Source organism: Cupriavidus nantongensis, from assembly GCF_001598055.1.
GTDB lineage: Bacteria > Pseudomonadota > Gammaproteobacteria > Burkholderiales > Burkholderiaceae > Cupriavidus > Cupriavidus nantongensis.
In genome coordinates, this window is the sequence record NZ_CP014844.1 from 3,857,794 (window position 1) to 3,880,356 (window position 22,563).

The following is a 22,563-nucleotide window of genomic DNA, read 5'->3' on the forward strand; positions in this document are numbered from 1 at the left end:
CCCATGGGGAGTTCTGGATTTTCCAGGGCTCCCCTTTTTCGTTTCTTTCCCCAATGCCTCTTTCCCGTCTCGAAGCCGTCAACATGATGCTGTCGGCTGTGGGCGAGTCCGTGATCCTTGTCGAAGTCGAAGGGGCCGGTGACTTCGCCAACTGTTCCGCGATTCTCGACGCCGCAACCAAGGCGGTATTGGCGAAGGACTACGACTTCAATACCGAGGTCCGCACGCTGGTGCCTGACGCCAACGGAAACCTCCTGGTCGGACCCGAGGTCCTGAAGATCGACCCGGTAGACCCGTACCTCAAGGTGGTCCAGCGCGGCACCAAGCTCTACAACAAGGCGGACCGCACAGACGTCTTCACGGACTCCGTGGACGTCAACGTGACGCTCTACTTCCCCTTCGAAGAGTGCCCGTACCACGTCCAACAGCGCATCGTGGCCGACGCCACGGCCAAGTACCAGACGTCCTACGTCGGCTCGGTGGCCGCTGACAACTTCCTCCAGCGTGATCGCGGGGAGGCCATCGCAGACTCCCAGGCGTCCGAGTCGGATGTCGATGACTACAACATGCTCGACAACCCGGACCTTGCGTTCCTGCGTCGGCGCACCTACCCGAACGGATCAATCCTGTAAGTGCCAATCGACAACATGCTTCAGCCGCGCATCGGCGCACTCCATTCCGGGGTGAACCGACAAGCGCCGCTGCTGCGGTCTCCTTCCTCCATGGAAGAGATCGTGAACTTCCTGCCTTCCGTCGAGGTGGGCGGGCTCGTGGACCGCATGGGGACCAAGTGGATCGCTGGCCTGAACCGGACGTCCTACGCCCTCACGGGTCACACGATGTTCCGCACGAAGGACGGTCAGCCCTGGGTGATGCTCAAGCGAGCAGAGGCCGGGCAGATCGAGGTCCGCAATCTGGTCACGGGCGACATCGCTCCGGTCACATACGGCCCGTGGGTCCAGAACTACCTTGGCGACGGCTCTACCCTGCGCTTCCTGCCCGTCACCGATACCGTCTTCATCCTGAACACGGCGGTCACGGCGACGGTCACAGAGACCGCCAAGCCGGCCCTGACCCGCGCGTACGTCGTCGTCAAGAAGCTCAACTCTGCCAGTCAGTCCTTCTACCTGTCGTCCAACGTCGGCTCCGCCAGCGTGTTCTACGACGGCTCAGGGGGCGCGAAGACCCGCGATTGGGTCGCCTCGCAACTGGCGGCGGCGATTGGTGCCAACATGCCCGGCCTCTTCGTGTCCCGGATCAATAACGTGATCCGTATCGAAGGCCCGACCAACATCGTCTCCACGCTCTCGGGCTCGAACGATTGGGATGAGACCGCGATGACGGTCCTCAAGCAACGGGCGTCGGTCATCACCGACCTCCCGAACGTGGGCTTCCATGGCGAGCCGATCCTGATCGACCAGAACCAGGGCGACCTCAAGTCGTCCTACTACGTCGCCTACGACCAACCGACGAACGCTTACCGCGAATGCTCCTACCTGGACGCCTTCGGGACCTCCGGTCGGATCGAGCCGGGCACCATGCCTATCCGACTGCACCAGACGGGCGCGAACTCCTTCGAGCTCCAGCCGTGCGATTGGACGCTGCGGAAGACTGGTGACGCGGACAGCAATGCCCCTCCCCCGTTCGCCGGCAAGCAGATCACGGACATGGCCCTGTGGAAGGGTCGGCTGTGGCTGGCCGCTGACGACTGGATCATCGGGAGCCAACCCGACGACCTGTTCAACTTCTGGAACGCCAGCGCCCGCGAGATCGTGGCGAGCGACCCCGTGCCGCTCCAAGCGGACGCGGACAGCGGGAAGATTCGCTACCTCCGCGCGATCCGTAACTCGCTCATCGTCGTCACCGAGTCGGCCCAGGCCGCAGTGGACGGCGGTCAGGCCATCACCCCGATGGACGCCTCGATGGGCGTGGTGACCCGCTACGAGCTCGACGGCGAATGCCCGCCCCAGGTGGTCGGTGATGTCCTGTACTACACCGGCTCGTCCGAGGGCCGCTCGGTCCTGTGGGAATACTCCTACCGCGAGGCGTCGCAGAACAACTACGCGGAGGACATGAGCAAGCACGTGCCGGACTACTGTCCTGGCGCGGTCCGGCGCATCTCGGGCTCGGCCCAGGCTGGCCGGAACTTCCTGTGGACCGGCCTCGCCCCCAACAAGCTGTGGGTGCAGACGAACTACTGGAAGGACGCGCAGCGCCAGCAGAACGCATGGGCCACGCTCGCCTTCGATGGGGTCTCGTACATCCGGCTCCATTGGGTAGACAAGGGCTGGTTGTACCTGCTGGCCGACGTGGGGAACTACGTGCAACTGCTGAAGGTGAGCATCGAGGCCGTTCAAAGCCTGGATGCGCAGCGGCTGGACTTCCTGGTCCCGGCCCAGATCACCTGGAACGTGGCTCGGAATCGCTCCGAGGTCATCGTCCCGACGCCACTGGCGGGCCTGGACAACATGGTCGTCCTGGTCCCCAACGATTCCGGCTGGTACTCCGAGTACCCGGCCACGGTCGTGTGGGATGGCTCGCAGCACGTGGCCCACTTCCAGACGCACGTGACGGCGCCCCAGGGCTTCCTCGGGCGGCGCTTCGAGCGGTACTGGACGTTCTCCCCGTTCTACCCTGCCGCAGGCGAAAGCCAGACGCCGATGGGCCGGCTTCAGGTCCACAAGGTCTTCCTGGATGCGCTACGCGCCGGGGACTTCAAGGCCACGGTGGTTCGCAAGGACCGCCCGCCGATGGTCGTCCAGTTGTCTCCGCGAGTCGTGGGGGAAGCGCTGGTGGCCGACAACGGCGAGAACCAGACCTTCGGTATCCCGTTCAACGCGCAGGGCCACAAGGCGCAACTGACGGTCTCCACGACGTCCTCTGCCCCCATGGCCGTCACCGGCTACACCCTGGCCGCCCGCTACGCCAACCTCTTCGCATCGCAATGAAACTCGTACCGCCGACTCTCGCGCATACCGACGCCCTGGCTCAGAAGCTCCGCCGAGCGGACTGCTATGAGCTCGTCCTGGCCCGTCCAGGCGAGCATCCGCTGGACGTCATCCGGGAGTCGGTGGACGACTCTGTGATCGCTGAGACCATCCTGACTCCCCGTGGCCGCGTCGCCGGCATCTGGGGGGTCACCTCGCATCCTCAGGACGGCGTGGGCTCCATCTGGATGCTCGCTACGCCGTACCTCCTGGAGGTCGCTACGCCCTTCCTCAAGGTGTGCCATCACCGGATCGGGCAGGCTCACTTCCACTTCCCTACGCTCGTCTGCGCCCCGTGGCGGCAGAACGCGCTCCACCTCAAGTGGCTCGCATGGTGCGGCTTCCAAGCCGTAGACCTGGGCCACGAACACTTCCTCCCGCATGTGCGAACCTACAACCATCGTGATGCTCACGACGCTGGCAGTGTCGGCGGCGGGGGCGCTGATGCAGAACAACGCGCAGAACAGGGCCATCGAGGCCCAACAGACTGCGCAGAACCGGAACATTGAAGAGGGCTACCGCGTCGCTCAAGAGCGTCAGCGGCAAGCCGAACTCAAAGCGTTCGAGCAACGGACTGACCGCGCCCAACAGGCGAACCGGCAACTGGCGATGGCCCGAGTCGGGGCCGCCGAGGGCGCGGGGTCTCTCGCTGCGAGCGCAATGAACATCTCCGCTGCCGCTGCGGCGGACCTGGGTCGTATCGACGCCGGCCTAGACAACGAGCGCTCGGGCGTCAGTGACCAGATGGCGGCGCTCCAGGCGGGCGGCGCTGACGCTGCGGCACAGGCTGCGGCTGCTGGTCGCGTCTCGCAAGTCCAGGCCGGCGCCCAGATCGGGCAGGCCCTGGTCGGCGCGGGCGCTCAATACTTCCAGCGTCAGACGCAACTCGACGTGGCGAAGAACTACCGCATCCAGAACCCTCCAAAGTAACCATGGCCGGACAAAAAGCAAACGCATTTGCCGCTACGCCGGCCTATGAAACCCCGAAGGTCGATGGCGCGGCGCGGGAGGTCACTGACCTCTATCGCCCCGTGGCCGCACAGGTCCAGGGGACGGGCCAGCAACTCGCCCAACTCGGGAACGTCTTCGGCTCATTCTTCGGCAACCTCGCGCGGACGTCCGAGGCCATCGGGCAGACGCTCCACCAGGAGCAACTGAGCGAGGCCCACAAGGAGAACGCCGCCCTGAAGGAACTCGCCATGAGCGACGTCCAGAAGGGAGTGGCGCGGCGCCCGGAGTACGAGAACCGCCAAGCCTACTTCGGCATGTATCAGGAGGCCAGCGCTGACCGTGCGTCCACCCAGGACGTCACCAAGCTCTCCGAGGACATGGCGAAGGGCTACATGCTCGACGGGTCCACCGGGACGCCGCGCGAGTGGGTGGACAACTGGATCAAGAACAACCTGGGCGAAGGCGGGACCGGCGATCCGACCTACGACGCCCGCTACCTCTACTCGATCAATAAGGCGGCTGACGGCCTCGTCGCCCGCTACGGCGAGAAGACGCAGCAGAACATCGAGACCATTGCGACCCAGGACATCACGGGCGATCTGATGGACCAGATGCAGAACGGCACCCTCACGCAGGGGTCGCTCGCCCTGGGAATCTCGAAGGCCACGACGATCTTCAACGGGGATCGCGTCGCCGCCGACAAGTTCGTCCTGAACCTCGCCTCGCAAGTCACGAACGCTTCGCAGGGTACGGCCCTGTGGGAGCGGCTGCATGACCTGGGCTACGACAAGACGCACCCCGAGCTCATGAACGACATCGGGGAGCGGCTGGTAGCCCGGACGCAGCAAGTGAAGACCATGGAAGCGCGGGAGGCCGTGAACAACTGGAACCTCCGCGTGGCTGGTCTCGCCGCCAACCCGAACGCCACGACGAAGGATTGGGCCGACGCGATCTACGACTACCAGAAGATCGACTCGATCCACGGCGTCGGCATGGCTGGCGTGGGCCAAGCGCTTCACGGCCTCCAGCAGGCGGCCAAGGTCACTGCCGGAGTCAACCTCGCCCGGTACGCCGTGGACAACCAGGTCGATCACACGCTCGTCGGGGATCACTTCGGGGTCTCTGCGGCCGACGTGGCGAACGAGCACCAGGCCAAGATGCTGTCCGAGGATGCACAGCGCGGCGGCGGAGCCTTGGGTCAAACCACGGACCCGCTCGGCAACGTCCACCCGACCAAGACGGCGGAGGCCATGCAAGAGTTCGTGGCGTACCAGACGTCCGACCGAATCCAGCGCGTCCTCCCGGCGCCCCCGCCCTACATCAAGGCGGAGATGTCGAACGCCCTACTCGGTAAGGACTCGGCCCTGGCCGTCAACGCCTACTCCGGGATCAAGGCGATCCAGGCCAAGGTCGGTGATGCTGGCCTGTCGCACTACCTGACTCCCCAAGCCGAGGCCCGGTGGCGTGCCCTGGACGCTGCGGCGCCGATGTATGGCGACCCTACCGCCGCGTTCAAGTACGTGACCGACAACCCGAAGGCCGAGGACACCCTGTCCAAGGCGCAGCAGGGCGGAAAGGTCGAGTGGTCCTCCCTCCTGGGGCGAGACAAGAAGGCGTTTGAAGTCGAGAACGACCTGATGTCCGCCGTCGGCAAGGAGGTCCTGGAGAAGACCGGGCGCGACGGGTTCATCCGCAACCCGAAGGTGGGCTTCCACCCGGACGTCCAGGCCGAGATCATGGGTATCGCTGCGATCCAAGCGGCGGAGCTCAAGGCCCAGGGTATCGTTGATCCTGATCGGGTCTACGAGGCCACGGCCAAGATTCTCGCGGGACGCTACGTGACGGTCCCCGGCAAGGATGGCAACTTCCAACTGGCGAAGAACCCGAACGGCTCCCGAGGCATGGCGCTGGCCGACCCGCTGAACGCGGCGCCGGATCACCCGTTCTCGGTCCAGAAGGGCTACAAGCCGTTCTACGCCGGCACCGCGTTCAAGAACGCCCTGGGCGAAATCGAGGACCCGGTGGATCACTGGAAGGCCGACGCCAAGAAGTTCAAGGAGTCGTTCCCTGGGATCGCCCCGGACGTCGGTGAGCTCTACCTGGACGCCACGCAGCGCAACGGACTTCGGGCCGTCTACGGTTCCGACCAGACGCCGCTGATGTTCCGCCCTGGAATGTCCGTGGCCGTCCCGACGACCGTCGAGCACGCCTACGACTCGGCAGTGGTCGGCCTGGGCGGAAAGATCGTGGAGAAGACCACGAAGGCCGTGAAGGTTCCTGACGATCCCGCGAAGGCCGCCGAGTTCTTCAAGCAATACCTCCCTCCCGGCATGTACGCCATGTACGACTCCAGGTCCAACACCTACGGCGTCATGTATGGCTACCGGATCGAGAGGACACAGGCCGCCGCCGACGCCCGCCGCGCTTCCAACGAGAAGCAACGCACGTGGGAGGACAAGCCTGAACATCAAGCCGTGGGGGTTATGCGACGCCCACTGCGTTAAGGAGAGCACATGCTTCCAGCAGACGTGCTCCCCGAGAACGTCATGAGCAACGCAATGCAGCAGGTAGCTCAGGAGCGGTTCCAGTCCGGTGAACTCCGGACTCCCCCGCCGCCCAAGACGCTCTGGGACCCCCAGAAGTTCTTCGACTATCTCGGTGGAGCGAAAGCAATCACCCAACCATTCCGAGGCGCCAAGGCCCCGCAGGGCGGCTGGCTCGACATGGTGAAGCAAGGCGTGGCCGGCTCGGAAGGATTCGAGTCCCGCGCCTACCATGGCGTCTTCTCGCCCAAGCGCCGACCCGGCGACATCTACGTTCGCCCCGGCGACTACGTGGACGGCCAGAAGGATGAGGTCTCCATTGGCTACGGCTGGAACATCCCTGGCAACCCCGACTCCGAGAAGGTCTTCAAGGAGGTCCTCGGGATCGACGCCGACGGCTTCAAGGCCATCAAGAACGGCACGGGGACCATCACCCAGGGGCAGGCTGACAAGCTCCTGGAGTACGGCATCTATCGTGCCAACGGATACGTGGACCACATGGTCAAGCGTGACCTGAAGGACCACGAGCGGGCCGCCCTGGTCTCCCTCATGTACAACCTCGGACCCGGCGGCTTCAAGGCTCGCGGCATCGCAGAGGCCATCAACTCCGGCGCTTCGCCTGAGAAGGTGGGCGAGATGATCCGCAATTCGTCCCCGTCAGCCAAGAAGCTCCAGCCGCGCCGTGCGGCGGAAGCGAACCTATGGCTCGGCGTGGCCGGCGCAACGAAGTCACTGGCGTCCACTGAATCCAATGGACTCCGATGAAGCTCACGCAACGTGACGTGGATCGACTCAAGGGGGTGCACCCCGATCTAGTGAAGCTCGTCCAGGCCGTATCGGACATGCTACTCGGCCCCATGACCTTCATGGTCATCGAGGGTCTTCGGACAGCCGAGCGCCAGCGCGAGCTCGTGAAGGCCGGCAAATCCCAGACGCAGAACTCCCGCCACCTGACGGGACACGCTGTGGACCTGGGCGTGCTGATCGACGGCAAGCTCACCTGGGACTTCAAGGTCTACAAGACCCTCGCTGACATCGTGAAGGCGCACGCCGCACGGCTCGGCGCCCCCATCGTTTGGGGTGGGGACTGGAAGACCCTGAAGGACGGTCCCCACTTTGAACTCGACCGCAAGGTCTACCCTTAACAACTCGACATGGCTGATACTCCCGTCGTCCTGAATCAACCGGCCAACGATATGCTGGCCGACTCCAACCCGGCGCAGGGCGGCTACGTCCCTGTGGACCCGGTAGCGGAGAAGCTGAACCGCCCGGACGCCTGGGATGTCGCTGGCGCCACGTGGCGCACCGAGACCGTCATCGGTCAACTGATGAACCGCTCCGGGGGCGGCGTTACTGCCCCCGATCCCCAATTCAATCCGTACGCCTTCCTTCGTGAGAACGAGCAGGAGTACGAGTTCCTGAAGCCCCTGGCCGCCCAAGGCGTATTCGGCTTCGACAAGCTCCAGTCCAAGGAAGAGTTCGCGCAGTACGCCCAGGCGATGCAGCGGAACCTGAAGGACCGCGAGATCATGGCAACGGGCAACAGCAATGCCCTGCTGAACTTCGGCGTGTCCCTCCTGGACGCTACCACTCTCGTGAGCGGTGGCGCCGCGCTCAACGGCGTGAAGGCCGCAACCCTCGCCGGTCGCATGGCCCGAGGCGCCGCCATCGTCGGCACGGACGCCGCGATCCAGGAAGGCGTACTGCAAGCGCTGGACTCGACCCGCCCGGCCAGTGACGCCTTCATGAACATCGGCATCGGCGCAGCGCTCGGCGCGGGCATCGGCCCGTTCCTGCGGCACATGCCGGCTGACTCGGTACTGCGCCCTGCCCATCCCGACAATCCCCTGCGCCCGGAGAACCTGGACAAGGCGGAGATGGTCGAGATGCGGATCGGTGAGACGCCTGCCGACAGCATCGGCGCCATGCGGGCGACCACTGGAACCGAGGACACCGAGATCGCCGTCGGCAAATCCAAGATCGCCCAGGCGGTCGATTGGGCGCTGGCGCCGCGCTGGACCCCCCTGGGCCGCGCCACGAACTACGTGTCCGAGAAGGCCCGGCAGTATCTCTTCGCCGCCTACGACACTGGCGGCCTCCTGACGAAGGGTGACGTGGCAGGCCACGCGCGTCCCGTGGAGGCGGAGACCCTCAAGACGATCTACGACCAGGAGACGGCAAGCGTCCTCCGGGACGTCGATTCGATCTACAAGGCCGCGAACATGGACCTGGGGCAGTCCGCCCTGGAGACCTCCGCGAAGGGGCTGGTGAACACCTGGACCCTCGGGAAGCGCTCGGCCAACACGATTGGCGAGGACGTCTTCAAGACCGGCGTGACGATCATCCAGCACGGCTCGAACGCCGGCATGACGTCGGCGGACATCTCGAAGAAGGTCATGAAGCATCTGACCGACGCCGGCCTCACGCCAGAACAGGCGGCCCTCGTGCACAAGCGTGTCTACGAGGCCGAGGCTCGCTACCACGAGTCCTATGAGGCCATGTGGAACAAGGCGGTCAAGATGGGGCTGGCCGACCCCGCGCTCAAGGGCGAGGGCCGCTACGGTATGCCCCAACTCTGGCAGAAGGGCGCCATCGACTCGAACCCCGAGGCGTTCCGCGCCTTCATGCAAGAGCACCTGGGCTCCCGTCCGATGGACGAGTGGCTCATGGAACAGGGCTACATCAAGAACCCCAATGCCGAGCCCAAGCTCGACGCGGACGGCAAGCCCATCGAGACGACGCCGCACGCGTCCTGGCAGGACATCCTGGACTCCGGCGACGGCACCCTGAAGAACGACATCCTGAAGGACTGGCGCGGCGAAGAGAACGACTACTTCAACGCCCGCGTGGCCGAGGAACTGGCTGACGCCGAGCGCCGCCACAAGCGGAACATGGAGAACCTCTCCGACGTCCTGAGGCAACTTGGGAAGTCCGAGACGGAGGCCCGTGCGGCCCGCCTGTCCGAGGTGAAGGCCCAGGCCCGAGAGATGGAGCGCGGTATTGTGTTCCGTCGGGTGGCCGCAGGGTCGCTAAAGGCGGAACGTGCTGAAGCCAAGGTGGTCTCGGCGCAGCGTCGCCTGGATGCCATCGGCGGCGGGGACGTCTCCGACCTCCAAGCGGCTCTCCGGGAAACCGGGGAAGCACTGGACTCCGCGGGGCCTCGTGAGGCTGCGGCCACTGCCCGTGTCTCTGAAGCCGACGCGCTGGTGGCGGACCTGAAGGGGCAGAAGGCGGACGTGATCGCTGAGAAGAAGCAGGTGACTGCCGACTTCCCGCCGAACACGGCCCAGAAGACGCACCACATGATGCCCCTGCGGGACGAGCACTATCGTCTCAAGGCAGAACTGCGTGACGCCCAGGCGGAGCTCAAGGCCGCCCAGGACGAGCTCGCAGAGGCCCAGGCCGACTTCGACTCCCTGGCGAAGACCCAGGCGGACACCCGCCGCTGGCTCGACGCCGCCGCGAAGGACATCGACACGATCAAGTCCAACGAAGCGGATTCGCTGCTGGCCCCTGGGTTCCGCGCCCAGGAGATCGACAACATGGCCGCCCTGGAGGAACTGAAGCGCATCGCTGACGAAGCGACCGCGACCCGCAAGACGGTCTACGAGAAGCGCCGGATGCTCGGGGACGACGTTAAGGCCGCTCGCAAGGCCGCCAACCGCTCGGCCTCCCAACTCCGCGTGGCGAAGTCCCGTGCCCGAAAGGGATCGCACGAGGCGCCGCCACTGACGAAGTACGTCCAGCAACTCTCGGAGAACCTGCGCGGACAAGCCCAGGCGCCGCGTGGTCTGCTGCTGGAGAACTCGCCGGTCACTGGTCGGCTGAAGGAGCGCAAGTTCCAGTTCAACGAGCAGGAGTACGACCGCCTGCGCGAGCTCGGCTTCCTCGAATCGAACGCCGCCGACGCCTTCCAGAAGTACATGCAAGACATGGGGGGCCAGATGGCGCTCCACCAGGCGTGGGGAGGCAAGAAGATCGAGGACGTCATCCGCGAGGTCGAAGAGGACCTGGACCGCATGATCGGCTCCGCGAAGCCCGAGGACCGCAAGACCCTGGCGCAACAGCGCGACCTGATTCGGGACGACCTCAAGGCCGCCTCGGATCGTCTCCTGGGTCGCTACGACGTCAAGGACCAGAACGGCGTCGTGTGGATCGCAGACTCCCTGCGACAACTCGGCCTCGTGCGGTTCATGGGCGGGTTCATCTTCGCGGCCATTGGCGACATCGCCACGGCTGCGTGGGCCGCCCCAGGCTCAGTCACTCGCGCCCTCACCGGCTCCGCCGTCCGCGATATGAAGTACATCGTGGAGCAGGCCGCCAAGGGCGACAAGGACTTCAAGCAACTGGAGCGCATCCTGGGCTCCTTCGAGACCGGGCTGCACATGAGCCAGTCCGATAAGGCCCTCGGCCTGGGGGCCGTCCGCGATCACATCGGGTTCGGCACCGGGAAGACCAAGGAGATCACCGGGAACATCACGAAGTACCTGGACCTCGTGGCCGATGCGGGCAACCGCCTGTCCGGTCTCGCAGCCTACTCCAACGTGGTGCGCCGCGCTGCCGGCCTCGCCCAACTGGCGAACATCGCTGAGTGGACGAAGGGGTACGACAAGCTGTCGCCCGGAATCAAGGCGGACCTCGCAGCCGTCGGCATCGGTGAAGTGGAGGCCAAGCGCCTCGCGGAGCTATTCGCCAAGCACGGCTCCGAGGAACGTCGTGGTCTGTTCAACCCTGGGATGTCAAAGTGGCTCTCCGAGCCGGACGGCGACGAGATGAAGGAGGTCCTGGAGGCGGCGCTCGTGAAGGCGCAGAAGCGGGCCAGCTACACGTCCGGCTACGGCAATCAGCCGCTCCTGATGGACAAGTGGTACGGCAAGCTCTTCCTCCAGTTCCAATCGACCGCCTTCCAGTTCACCAACAACTTCCTCCGGGCTGGCTTCCAGCGCGGGGCGGTCACTGGTGAGCACGCGAAGTTCGCTCAGGCCCTGGGGATCGTGATGGCCGCTGGCGTCGTCATGAACGTCCTGTCGTCCATGCGGAAGGGCCAAGACCCCACTGAGCAAACGCCGCACGAGATGGCCTACAACACCATCCAGCGCTCGGGCGTCCTGGGCTACCTCGGGTCGTTCGTGGACGCTGGCGTGAAGCTCTCGGACCCCGTGACCAAGGAGCACCTCGGCTTCACCCTCGCGGGTAAGGGGTCGCGGTACTCCCAGGGATCGTGGGCCTCGAACCTCGTGGGGCCGTGGTTCGGAAACCTGGAGACTCTCTCCCAGGCTGGCGCGAACGCCGTCAATGGCGACCTCGACCAGTTCGGGAAGAAGATGCGCTCCCTGGTCCCGCTGCAACAGCAGTACGGGTTCATCAAGTACATCTTCGGAGCAAACGACGACGACTGATGCTGTCGGTTTATGTAACCGATGGGACGCGGACGGACTACACGATTGACTGGCCCTACCTGGAACGGTCAAACATCGTGGTCACTGCGAACGAAGCGCCTCGTGCGTTCACGTTCGTGGATGACCACACCGTCCGCGTCGTCACCATCTTTGGCGAGCCCCTGCCGGCTGGTCAAACTCTCAAGATCATGCGGGTTACCCCGGACCTCGTGGACTACGCGAAGTTCGTGGACGCCGCAAACCTGACTGCCGATGACCTGAACCGCGCCCGCCTCCAATGCCTGTTCCTGATCCAGGAGCGGAGCGGAGGCATCACCGGCTCCATCGGGACGGTCATCCAACTGATCCAGAACGAGATCGAGACGGTCTCGGGCGCCCTGGATTCCATTGCGCAGTCCCAAGCAATTCTCACGTCCGGGCTTCAGACCCTGGACGATCTCTCATCGCAGATCGAGGTCATCGGCAACGAGGCCGACGCGCTGCACCAACAGATTCTCAAGGAGATCGAGGACCGCGACGCGGCCACGACCGTCCTGGCACAGCGCCTGGATAAGGTCGAGATCGACAGCCAGAACCTGCGGGCGTCGGTGACGTCGGAGGTCAACCTGCTGAAGTCGGAGACCGCCGCCCTCGCCTCCAAGACGGACACCATCCAGGCATCCCTGGACCGCCTGGAGCCCGGTGACGAGGAAGACGACAAGATCGCCGCCTCGATCATCAATACCGCCGTGACGTCGGTGAAGCAAGACTCGGCGCTGGCGAAGCGTGTCGAGACGCTCCAGGCGACGATCAATGAGGACATCACCGCGCAGATTCAGACGGAGCAGACGGCTCGCGTGAGTGCCGACGAGGCGCTGGCGCAGCAGATCACCTCCCTCCAGTCCCAGATCGGTGAGGACCTCGCCCAGGTCATTGAGGACATGCAGACGTCCATCACCGCCGTAGACGGCAAGGTGACCGGGTTGAATGCGCAGTACACCCTCAAGGCCCAGGTGCAGCGTGCCGACGGCAAGGCTGTCATGGCGGCCATCGGACTCGCCGCGACGTCCAACGACGACATGAGCGGCTCCGAGATCGTGATGATGGCGAACCGCCTCGTCTTCGCGGACCCGGCGTCTGTCGATGGCCCGCTCAAGCCGCTCTTCACGGCGGGCAACGTGGACGGCTCACCGACCTTCATCATCCCGGCGAACGTCATGGGGGACCGTACGTACCCTGGCCGTCTCCTGGTGGACGGGTCGGTCGAGGCTCGCAGCATCAAGGCCAACGAGATCACCGGCGACAAGATCAAGGCCGGCACCCTGACGGCCCGCGAGGTCAATGTGAACTTCGGGGGCAACATCGTCCCGAACGCGTCGATGGTGGACGTGAACGGGGGTCTCCCGAACGGATGGGGCACGTGGAACGGAATCCCAGGGGCCTCAGTCTCGTTTGGGGACAGTGACGGCGGTGGCGTGTCCGTCTGGTTTCCCAACGGGACCAAGGGCCTCTTCATCCGGCAACTAGGACCCACGGGGAACATTGGTGCGCAGCAATACGCCCTGTTCTCAAGCACGGTCTTCTCTGTACAGGAGGGCACCGACTACGAGTACTCAGTCTACTCGGGCGCTCACCGCTGCACGGCCCTGGTGATGCTTGAGTACTTCACGGCGGCGGGGGCGTCCCTGGCAATCTCCCCGCTCGACAAGGTGGCCTATCCAGACCTGTTCAATCCGGCTCAGTTCGGTGGCGGGCAGAACATGGCCCTGTTCAAGAGGATCGGGGGGATTCACCGCGCCCCCGCCGGAGCGTGCTCCGCGCGGCTACATGTCGGGAAGTACGACACCTACGCAGGCAACGCCGACAGTTGGGGATTCTTCATGAAGCCCATGGTGGCCGAGGCCAGCCCAGGGCAGACCCGCCTGACGCCGTACAAGGAAAGCGGGCTCGGCACGAAGATCACCCCCGGCGGCATCACGACCCCAAGCCTCTCGGCGCTGAGCGCGAACATCGGGCTGCTGCGCACGGCGACGTCCGGGCAACGCTCCGAGCTCGACTCCAACTCCTACCGCGTCTACGACGGAAACAACGTCATGCGCGTCCGCCTGGGAATCTGGTGATGCCGGCGGGTCTTCAAGTGTTTGACCAGAACGGCGCACTGGTTCTCGACATAGGTCACCGGCTGGCCCGGATCACGGGGATGTTCTACACCGGCAAGAACACGGGGTACTACGACATCCCTGGGACGAACACAGGCGACCCGTGGTTTGCCGCAGTGGCAACGAACCGTCCAGCGGAACCCGTCGGGGAGGCGTCGTTCTCGCTCTCTGGGAACCGACTCTTCTGGTCGTTCCCGCTGCCTGACGGCGTTCCAGACAGCACGGGGCTCTACTACAACAACATCAACTACATGGTCTTCACAGGAGTTCGATGACCGCAGGACTTACCGTGTGGAACACATGGGGCACTGTGCAAGTCGATGACACCTGGGCGAATCTCTCGCTCCGGTACAAGGTCCAGGTCAACACGACCGTCACGGGCGTCAATGGATCACGGGGATACGAAGGGACGCTCACGCTGCCCTGCGACACCCCGCTGCTATTCATGAAGCCCACGGCGTCGGCGTGCATCAAGGCTTGCCAGAACAACGGCAACGGAACGTGGACCTGGACTTTCGGGACGCTGGACCCGGCGACCATCACTACCTACGTGTTCGACAAGCCCGTCTGGCTCGCACAGTCATTCGGGCTGGAAATCTACGACGCCAATGGCAACAAGACGTTCGGGGACCAACACAAGCCCCTGAGGGTGGCCGGAGTCGTCCAGCCGGGCGCCGCGTCGGTCCAGCCTATCAACTTCTACGAGACTCCCTGGATTTACGCGGGTCTCCCTGCTGGCTCATACGCCGTCTGCGCGTCCAACCCAGGCTCCGGGGAGCAACTCGCGTACGACAACGCTGAGGCCCAATTCTCTCAGGCGCTCTATGCGGGGATACGTGATCGGCAGGATGGGTGCCAGATGGCCTACGTGCCGGTCGCCTCGATTCCAGGGGACGCCTCTCCGGGCTCCTTCGTCCCTCCCCAATTCATCATCATCGCAGACGTCATGGGTCTGTAAAGGAGATCAATGGCATGGTATGCAGCGGGTACTGTCGCGCTCACGAACGGTGACACGACGGTAACCGGGACCGGCACTTCCTTCATCGTGAAGGCCAAGGCCGGCGACATGTTTGTCCCCGAGGACGGCTCGAACGCCTTCTACGAGATCGGGTCCATCACGTCCTCGACTCAGTTCGTCCTCAAGCGGCCCTACCGGGGCACCACGGCCCAGGGCGTCGGATACGCAATCGTGCCGACGCAGAGTTTCCTGAAGGAGCTCGCCGCCCAGGTCACCGACCTCATCACGCTGTACTCGGAGGTTCCGCAAGACGCTGCGGACGCCGCCGCCTCGGCCCTGGCCGCGCAAGGTTACCGCGATGAGTCCCTGGCAGCAAAGACCGCCGCGGAGTCCGCCCGTGACTCTGCCACGGCCTCGAAGACCGCTGCGGCTACCTCGGCAACGGACGCCGCGAGCTCGGCTTCAGCCGCTGCGACGTCCGCGTCGTCGGCTTCCACTGACGCAGCCACGGCGACCTCGAAGGCGTCGGCGGCCTCAACGTCGGCCACGAACGCGGCCACGTCGGCAACCAATGCAGCGGGCTCGGCCACTGCCGCGAACACGAGCAAGACGAACGCGGCGACGTCCGCCACGAACGCAAGCAACAGCGCGACGGCTGCGGCAACATCCGCGACGAACGCCTCCAACTCGGCCACGAGCGCCGCAAGCGCGAAGACCGCTGCTGAGACGGCACGGGATGCGGCTGCGGCCTCGGCCACTGCGGCGGCCACGTCCGAGACGAATGCAGCAAGCTCGGCTACGAGCGCATCGAGCGCCAAGACCGCCGCAGAGACGGCGCGGGACGCTGCTGTGGTCGCCCGGAACGAGGCGGAGGACTTCGCGGCCGCAGCGGCCAATGTGAAGTCGGTGGCCGGACGAACCGGAGATGTGGTACTCGCAGTGGCTGATGTGAGCGGCGCTGCGCCCTTGGCGTCCCCGACGTTCACGGGTGCACCGAAGGTGCCTACTGCGGTAACGTCCACGAACACCACTCAAGCGGCCTCCACGGCATTTGTGAAGTCAGTCCTGTCGAGCATCGGCCTAAACGGACAAGCAGCAAGTGGCGGATTGACGGACCTAGACAATGCGGCGCTCGGGGCTGTGGTAACTGTGAATGGCGCCGAGAGCGACGCAGCGACGTATCACTGGCCGATTACGGGAAGCGCTGGATCAACCCTAGTCTGGTACAACGTCTTCACTTACGGCACGGCCATCCGCGCGACGCAATGGGCCACGCAGGCGTTCTCCGGGACAAATCAGAACCGAACGTGGGTGCGTGAGAAGCATGACTCCGCGTGGTCGGCCTGGCGCGAGCAGGCGACGAAGGATTACGCCGACACAAAGCTGCCCCTAGCGGGCGGTACGCTTACCGGCCCGCTTGTCGTACAGGTGGAGGACAACACTGCTGCTGTTGGGCTCGACAACGGACTGAACGAGAAATGGATCGAGTACAAACACAACGGCGTGCGTCGCATCTCCTGTACGTACAACAACACTCTGGATTCCTACAATATTGTTCGTTACGACCTTAGCGGCAATTATCTCGATACCCCGTTCACTCTAGGGCGCAATACCGGACTCGTCACCGTCCCTGGGCGGGTTGATATTGGCGATACCCGAAACGCATCAAAACTCAATTTGATTGGGTGGGGCAACGGGCGCGGGGTGGCGCTTCTCACGCAGCCATCGCTGACTGGTACGAACGTATGCCAGTTGTTCCTCGCCAATGGCGGCGGGCAAGTCGGCAGCATTAGCACCACCGACAGCAATACGCAATTCAACACGACATCCGACTACCGCCTGAAACAGAACTGGCATGACATCCCCGCTCCGCTGGAATCGCTCATGCGCATCCGGTTCTACGAGGGGGAATATAAGGCCGAGCCCGGCAAGCAGTTCCTCTACGTCATCGCGCACGAATTGCAGGAGGTGGTGCCGACCGCCGTATCCGGCGAAAAGGACGCGATGGGGGACTGGCATCCGGTACTACGCGAGGGCGCGGACCCGCAGAATGTCCAGCCCGGCGACGTTATCGACGTGGTGCAAGACATCGCGCCGCAGCAGGTGGACTACTCAAAGCTCGTCCCGCTGCTCGGCGCCGCACTTCAAGAACTCACCGCCCGCGTGGCGGCCCTCGAATCTCAACCCAACTAAGGAACAACATGAGCGAAGCAAACAAGACCGCATTCATCTGGACCGCCAACGGCGTCGTGTCGGCAGTGACCTTCCCCGGCGAGCAAGTGAGCGTCCCCGGCGTCCTGACCGCCGAAGTGGACGTGGCCGAGATCGTCGGCGTGGGCGAGGTGTGGCCCCCGGTGAAGGCGGACAAGGCGCCCAAGACCCCGAAGGCCACGGGCGCCAAGAAGCCGAAGGCTGACGCCGCGTAATGAACGGCGAGTTCTCCCTGAAGCAGTTCCTGCTGCTGCTGACCGGCATGGGAATCATCATCGGCCTGGGTAAGCTCCTGGCCTCGAACGAGCGGTTCACGTGGCGCCTCGCCATCGGGCGCTCGATCATCTCCGCAGGACTGGCCGTGGCCGCAGGTTCGCTCCTGGCGTTCATCCCCGGCCTGTCGCAGATGGCCCTCCTGGGCCTCGCCGCAGCGTCCGCTGTCCTGGGCGAGCAGTTCCTGGAGAAGGTGATCCACCTGAAGGCCGGCGGGTCGCAGTGACCCTCCGCATCCTGCGGGCCTCCGAGCATCACGCCGAGGCCCTGCGGGCACTGCACACCCTGACGTTCCCTGGCGACAGTCATGAGGACTACCTGACCGGCTGGTGGTGGATCGTCTTCGACGGGTGGAACCCCGTGGCATTCGCAGGAATGCGCCACGCCCACTCCGAGCCCGACGTCATCTACTTCAGCCGCTGCGGCGTCCTCGCGTCGCACCGTGGCCTGGGCCTCCAGAAGAAGCTCCTGGCCAGACGCCTCGCGCTGGCAAAGCGCCTGGGTGTCAAAGCCTGCATCTCCACAACCATCGTCATGAACACCCCGTCCTCGAACAACCTGATTCGAGCGGGCTTCCGTCTCTACGACCCCGCAGAACCCTGGGGCCACAACGAGACCCTCTACTGGCGAAAGGAACTCATTGTCGAAAAACGAGCCGCGCATCCGGGAGAAGTTCGAGAACATTCTCCTTGATGGGCTGACGGGCGTCCCCCTGGTGGGTAAGGACGGCCCCGTGATCGACCCGACGACCGGACAGGTCGTGATGGGTCCCCCGGACAACGGCTTCCTGGCCGTAGTCAAGGGCTACCTGAAGGACCTCATGGGCTTGAAGCCCGCCAAGCCCGAAGAGAATCTCCCCGCCACGGGGAAGTCCTCGGGCCTCCTGGAGCGCTTCGAGCGCCAGATGCCATTCGGAGCTCGGCCTAATTGACGGCCCGGCCCTGGTGGTGGGAGACCGATGATCCCATCCGCGAGGACTTCCGCAATCTTGCGTACCTCGTGTGGGAGCACATCGGTCTCCCCGCGCCGACCCCGGCGCAATTCGACATCGCTTACTTCCTCCAGCACGGGTGGGCCGGCTACGGCCAGCACAACGAGACTGGAGAGATCATCGAGTGGTTCGGTCACGAGCCCGTCGAGCCCGACCGCACCGGCTGGACGCGGATGGGGAACCCCGAGTCCAAGTTCCGCGAAGACATCATCGAGGCGTTCCGTGGCATCGGGAAGTCCTTCCTGACGTCCGCGTTCGTCCTGTGGCGCCTCTACCGGGACCCGGTGAAGGAGAAGGTCATCGTCCTGTCCGCCTCGGGCGCGAAGGCCAAGGAATTCGTCTCCATGACGAAGAACATCCTGATGACCATGGACCTCTTCGAGCGTCTGCGGCCTCGGGACGACCAGCGCGATACCGCGTGGTCCTTCGACGTCAATGGCGCCTCGATCTCCCAAAGCCCCTCGGTGAAGGCTGTCGGTATCACGGGTCAGATTACCGGCTCCCGAGCGACGCTCATCATTCCCGATGACATCGAGGTCGTGGACAACTCGCGGACCGAAGACGCCCGTGAGCGCCTGCTGCACAAGACGAACGAGTTCGCCGCTATCAAGGTGACTGGCGGGGCCGACGTGATCTTCCTGGGGACACCCCAGACCGAAGAGTCGATCTACACCAAGCTCATCAAGGAAGGCGGAGCGATGGGCTGGATTCTCCCGGCCCGCTACCCGCGCAAGGATAAGCGCGACTCCTACAAGTTCCAGATCGAGGGCCGAGAGACTCCCATGGACTGCCTCGCTCCCCGCGCCCGCGTGGTGGACCTGGAGCCGTCCCTGGAGTGGATGCCGACCGACCCCGAGCGGTTCGATGAAGTCGAGCTCTCCAACCGGGAGACCAAGGGCCGCGCCTACTTCGCCCTCCAGTTCCAACTGGACACGAGCCTGTCGGACGCCGAGCGCTACCCGCTCAAGCAGAACGACCTCATCGTGATGGCCTGTAACTTCCTGAAGGCGCCGATGACCGTCTCGTGGGGGCATGACTCCAACGGGCGGAACAAGCGGATCGACCTCAAGAACTACGGGTTCACCGGAGACACGTGGCTCGCCCCGCTCTTCATCGACAACGATTGGGCGCCCTACGAGCAAAGCCTGGTGTTCGTGGACCCGTCGGGTCGAGGCAAGGACGAGACTGGCTATGCGGTCCTGAAGGCCCTGAACGGCATGATGTACGCCGTGGAGACCGGGGGCATCCAGGGCGATCCTGGCGCCGCCATGCAGAAGGTCGCAGAGGTCGCCAAGCATCACAACGTCAACGAGATCGTCATCGAGCCGAACTTCGCCCCTGGCGTCTGGATTAGCGCGTTCGAGCCGATCCTGGCGAAGGTATGGCCGGCGGAGAAGCCGGGGGACACCTCGGGCTGCACCGTGCGCGAGGCTGAGTGGTCGAGGGCTCAGAAGGAAGTCCGCATCATCGACACCCTGGAACCCGTCATGGGGAGTCACCGACTCGTCGTGGACGAGACCGTGGCGATGGATGCGGTCCTGATGTACCAACTGACCCACATCACCCGCGAGCGCGGCGCCCTGGCCCACGATGACCGCCTGGACGCCCTGGCCGGCGCAGTGTCCGAAATGCAGAAGGTTTTGCGCATCGACGTCGCCAGCGCCGCCAAGGACATGAAGGACGCCGAGCTCCAGGCGCTCCTGGACCGCTACGTGCGGGACCTGGAGGACGGCAGGACGTCCTGGGACGATTGGGACGACGAGCGGGTAGGCGCCAACGTCCGCTATCAAGGGTGATAGCCAAGCCGCCGATAGCCTCGTAAACTATCGGCAAAACCAAATCAAACAAGAAGGGTCACTATGAAGTCGCTGCTGGTCACTGCCGCTGTCCTGGTTCTCGCCGGATGCGGCACTCAGACTCAATGGGTCAACACGAAGATGGAGAAGCCGGGCCACTGGCGCTCGGACCTCCAGGCGTGCCGTGAGGTCGCCTCCCACGAGGCCGGTCCGATGGACACCCGCAACGGGTACACCATCGACCAGATTCGCCTCCAGCACGCCGCCAAGCTCTCCGGCTACATCCAGGACTGCATGGAGGATCGGGGGTGGGAGCGTCAGGTCGTCCAGAAGTCGTGACGATCCCTGACACCCCGAACGGGCGGCTGGTCACCTACCTGATGTCCAGCTACCTCTACTACGTCGAGGACGTCCACGTCCTGAGCGACTGCGACTTCGACTACCTGTGCAACCGGCTGGTCCAGGAGTGGGAGCAGATCGACCATCCCCACAAGGTCCTGGTGAGTCTTGAGGACCTCCGGGCCGGCACCGGCTACGCCATCAAGTACCCGACGATTGTCGCTGGCGCTGCCCGGCGCTGGTATCGAGAGTCCACGAAGCGATAGGAAGGCCCAGGAGCGCTTAGAGGCGCGGGGAGTCACCGAGACACCCTGCCGCCGGCACGGGCCGTCCTGGAGCGTCTCAGTGGTCCTGGGACGCCTTCTCGGCCTGGCGCTTCCTGTCCCACTCTTCCCAATGACGTCGCTTGGCCTCCTGGTCGCGCTGGTACGCCATGTACCCTGCCCCGGCGAGGAAGGCGGCGATTATCAGGGCGACGGTCATGGGGGGCTCCGGGAGTCTTGGGGACCCGCATGATACCGCCCCAGAAAATTCCCCAGAAAATGCGTGACCAGGGGTGCCGGGCCGCGCGAACGCGAATCCCCCCTGCCGCCCCCAGGCCCTCTTGGCCGGATCGAGGGGCGCAGCGGCCACGCCGAGCCGTACCGTGGGACCTCGGGCGTCCCCACGATGCCCTGCCGATGCTGGCATTTCCCTTATGAATCAATGGCTTGCGCACTGCGGCCAGCGGATACATGGGACTCACGCCGCATCCGATGGGCTCCAAGACGGCGCGGGACGACAGGCGGCACCAGGACAGAGGTTTGGCGAGAGCGCGAGCGCGTGCACTTGCTTGCCTCTGTTTCCTGTTTTGGGCGGTCCTGGGCCGTCCTGGAGCGTCTCGGGCCGTCCTGGAGTGTCTCGGGCCGTCCTGGGGCATCGCAAGCGGTCCTATGCGTCCGGGGCCGTCCTGCGCCCTCTTATGGGCTCGCTACGGCCTGCGGCCTCCGCTCGCGCTGGTGCGATGCGCATGGATCGGGGCGCCGTCCTGGTGACGTCTGGTGACGTCGGGGAGAGAGCGGGGAGAGGCGCCCTCGGAGTAAATACGTACAAGGTAGTACCGCTGGGCCGCTCTATGAGATAGAGATGAGGCCCAGGCCCTCTATAAGACGTCTTTGAGACCGTCCCTAAGCCGCAGATGGGGGACTGATGGGGGAGTATCCCACTCCCTTCGCTAGAGACCGGCTCTATGTTCCGCACGACTCACCATGACTTGCCTGTGACCGTCTGAGGTATGCCGCACGGTATCGCCCGGCAAGTCATGGCTCTTCGCGCGGCCTGAGAATACCCCTACAAAGCAATCAACTTCTAAGCGATTTGCTTTACATGGCTGACGCACGCCCCTACTATGAAGGCTCATCAACAAACAACGTACTAAACACCATGACCGAACAAACCTTCACCGTGACCGCCCGCGAGCCCGAAGGCTGGCTCAAGGCGTTTGAGGTCGTCTCGCCGTCCGGCGTCGCGGTCTACTTCTCGCACCTGGACCGCGCGGTCTGGCACGTGATCGACCAGGGCGGCGTGGCGCTCTATGAGGGCGCAGAGATCGGAGAGACCGGCCCGGATTGGGAACCGACGGCCAAGACGAAGTATTACGCGCAGCGCGGCAACCTGTACGCCTTCGGCCCGACGATCTACAGGGCGCTGGAGAATCTCCAGTGGCTCATCGACACGGAAGCGCCCGAGGGGACGACTGCTGACGCGCCCGAAGGCTTTACGCCGCGCATCGTGAACCCTGCCGAATGGCCTCTCTTCACCGCGACGCGCCAAGACGGCACCAGGACCACGTATAGCGCCCTGGACCTGGACAGCGCCGTGCGTTACTGCCCTGCGGCCGTGCGCGTGGTGAACCTGGAGACGGGCGAAGAGTGGGCGAAGGATAACCCCACGTTTCAGTCGGGTTCTATGTGAAGCGTTTGACTTACTGTGATGCGC

General features: G+C 64.5%; 22 protein-coding genes. 19 read left to right on the forward strand and 3 right to left on the reverse strand.

Features of this window, described 5'->3' with window-relative positions:
- The first annotated feature begins 53 nt into the window (after positions 1-53).
- Together A2G96_RS17820 and A2G96_RS17825 are read left to right on the forward strand one after the other, a co-directional pair.
- On the forward strand, positions 54-632 hold the full coding sequence (locus tag A2G96_RS17820) for a hypothetical protein (protein ID WP_062801413.1): 579 nt from the start codon (positions 54-56) through the stop codon (positions 630-632).
- Complete coding sequence (locus A2G96_RS17825; protein ID WP_062801414.1) at positions 633-2,948, forward strand: phage nozzle protein; 2,316 nt, start codon at positions 633-635, stop codon at positions 2,946-2,948.
- Here A2G96_RS17825 and A2G96_RS17830 read toward each other — a convergent pair.
- Entirely contained in the window at positions 2,921-3,352 is a 432-nt protein-coding gene (locus tag A2G96_RS17830) for a hypothetical protein (protein ID WP_150124170.1), read from the reverse strand. The two genes, A2G96_RS17825 and A2G96_RS17830, sit on opposite strands and share 28 nt — an antisense overlap.
- 16 nt (positions 3,353-3,368) lie before the next feature.
- Between A2G96_RS17830 and A2G96_RS17835 the strand changes: the two genes are divergently transcribed.
- The 8 genes from A2G96_RS17835 to A2G96_RS17870 are packed head-to-tail and all read left to right on the forward strand — an operon-like array spanning position 3,369 to position 14,976.
- Positions 3,369-3,917: a virion core protein, T7 gp14 family gene (locus A2G96_RS17835; RefSeq protein WP_062801416.1), complete on the forward strand. Its 549-nt coding sequence runs from the start codon at positions 3,369-3,371 to the stop codon at positions 3,915-3,917.
- A 2-nt stretch (positions 3,918-3,919) separates the two neighbouring features.
- The gene (locus tag A2G96_RS17840; RefSeq protein WP_062801417.1) at positions 3,920-6,442 is read left to right on the forward strand and encodes a hypothetical protein; all 2,523 of its coding nucleotides are present in this window, start codon (positions 3,920-3,922) and stop codon (positions 6,440-6,442) included.
- A 9-nt stretch (positions 6,443-6,451) separates the two neighbouring features.
- Positions 6,452-7,246 (forward strand): glycoside hydrolase family protein, encoded by a 795-nt coding sequence (locus tag A2G96_RS17845; RefSeq protein ID WP_062801418.1) that lies wholly within the window; start codon positions 6,452-6,454, stop codon positions 7,244-7,246.
- Positions 7,243-7,626 (forward strand): M15 family metallopeptidase, encoded by a 384-nt coding sequence (locus A2G96_RS17850; RefSeq protein ID WP_062801419.1) that lies wholly within the window; start codon positions 7,243-7,245, stop codon positions 7,624-7,626. The genes A2G96_RS17845 and A2G96_RS17850 overlap by 4 nt, the downstream gene beginning before the upstream one ends.
- Before the next feature lie 9 nt (positions 7,627-7,635).
- Complete coding sequence (locus tag A2G96_RS17855; RefSeq protein ID WP_062801420.1) at positions 7,636-11,880, forward strand: hypothetical protein; 4,245 nt, start codon at positions 7,636-7,638, stop codon at positions 11,878-11,880.
- Positions 11,880-13,979, forward strand: coding sequence for a phage tail fiber domain-containing protein (locus A2G96_RS17860; protein ID WP_062801421.1), 2,100 nt, complete (start codon positions 11,880-11,882; stop codon positions 13,977-13,979). The genes A2G96_RS17855 and A2G96_RS17860 overlap by 1 nt, the downstream gene beginning before the upstream one ends.
- Before the next feature lie 17 nt (positions 13,980-13,996).
- On the forward strand, positions 13,997-14,293 hold the full coding sequence (locus tag A2G96_RS17865; RefSeq protein ID WP_150124171.1) for a hypothetical protein: 297 nt from the start codon (positions 13,997-13,999) through the stop codon (positions 14,291-14,293).
- Positions 14,290-14,976: a hypothetical protein gene (locus tag A2G96_RS17870; RefSeq protein ID WP_062801423.1), complete on the forward strand. Its 687-nt coding sequence runs from the start codon at positions 14,290-14,292 to the stop codon at positions 14,974-14,976. The genes A2G96_RS17865 and A2G96_RS17870 overlap by 4 nt, the downstream gene beginning before the upstream one ends.
- Before the next feature lie 350 nt (positions 14,977-15,326).
- On the opposite strand, the gene A2G96_RS17875 is transcribed toward A2G96_RS17870, so the two are convergent.
- Complete coding sequence (locus A2G96_RS17875; protein WP_062801424.1) at positions 15,327-16,007, reverse strand: hypothetical protein; 681 nt, start codon at positions 16,005-16,007, stop codon at positions 15,327-15,329.
- Positions 16,008-16,083: 76 nt separating this feature from the next.
- Between A2G96_RS17875 and A2G96_RS17880 the strand changes: the two genes are divergently transcribed.
- From A2G96_RS17880 to A2G96_RS17915, 8 genes are all read left to right on the forward strand, one after another.
- Positions 16,084-17,169 (forward strand): pyocin knob domain-containing S74 family peptidase, encoded by a 1,086-nt coding sequence (locus tag A2G96_RS17880; protein WP_062801425.1) that lies wholly within the window; start codon positions 16,084-16,086, stop codon positions 17,167-17,169.
- 8 nt (positions 17,170-17,177) lie between these two features.
- On the forward strand, positions 17,178-17,402 hold the full coding sequence (locus tag A2G96_RS17885; RefSeq protein ID WP_062801426.1) for a hypothetical protein: 225 nt from the start codon (positions 17,178-17,180) through the stop codon (positions 17,400-17,402).
- Positions 17,402-17,686 carry a phage holin family protein gene (locus tag A2G96_RS17890; protein WP_062801427.1) on the forward strand — a complete coding sequence of 95 codons (285 nt, stop codon included), beginning with the start codon at positions 17,402-17,404 and terminating at the stop codon, positions 17,684-17,686. The genes A2G96_RS17885 and A2G96_RS17890 overlap by 1 nt, the downstream gene beginning before the upstream one ends.
- Positions 17,683-18,153, forward strand: coding sequence for a GNAT family N-acetyltransferase (locus A2G96_RS17895; RefSeq protein ID WP_062801428.1), 471 nt, complete (start codon positions 17,683-17,685; stop codon positions 18,151-18,153). The genes A2G96_RS17890 and A2G96_RS17895 overlap by 4 nt, the downstream gene beginning before the upstream one ends.
- 40 nt (positions 18,154-18,193) lie before the next feature.
- A complete protein-coding gene (locus A2G96_RS17900) occupies positions 18,194-18,391 on the forward strand; it encodes a hypothetical protein (protein ID WP_062801429.1) in 198 nt (65 codons plus the stop codon).
- A complete protein-coding gene (gene terL, locus A2G96_RS17905) occupies positions 18,388-20,247 on the forward strand; it encodes a phage terminase large subunit (protein ID WP_062801430.1) in 1,860 nt (619 codons plus the stop codon). The genes A2G96_RS17900 and terL overlap by 4 nt, the downstream gene beginning before the upstream one ends.
- A gap of 63 nt (positions 20,248-20,310) precedes the next feature.
- Complete coding sequence (locus A2G96_RS17910; protein WP_062801431.1) at positions 20,311-20,586, forward strand: hypothetical protein; 276 nt, start codon at positions 20,311-20,313, stop codon at positions 20,584-20,586.
- Positions 20,583-20,852: a DNA ligase LigA-related protein gene (locus A2G96_RS17915; protein ID WP_062801432.1), complete on the forward strand. Its 270-nt coding sequence runs from the start codon at positions 20,583-20,585 to the stop codon at positions 20,850-20,852. Before A2G96_RS17910 ends, A2G96_RS17915 begins: the two co-directional genes overlap by 4 nt.
- Positions 20,853-20,928: 76 nt before the next feature.
- On the opposite strand, the gene A2G96_RS33755 is transcribed toward A2G96_RS17915, so the two are convergent.
- Positions 20,929-21,069, reverse strand: a complete 141-nt coding sequence (locus A2G96_RS33755; RefSeq protein WP_154676090.1) for a hypothetical protein — start codon at positions 21,067-21,069, stop codon at positions 20,929-20,931.
- A gap of 939 nt (positions 21,070-22,008) precedes the next feature.
- On the opposite strand from A2G96_RS33755, the gene A2G96_RS17920 reads away from it, so the two are divergent.
- On the forward strand, positions 22,009-22,539 hold the full coding sequence (locus A2G96_RS17920; RefSeq protein WP_062801433.1) for a hypothetical protein: 531 nt from the start codon (positions 22,009-22,011) through the stop codon (positions 22,537-22,539).
- The last annotated feature ends 24 nt before the right edge of the window (positions 22,540-22,563 follow it).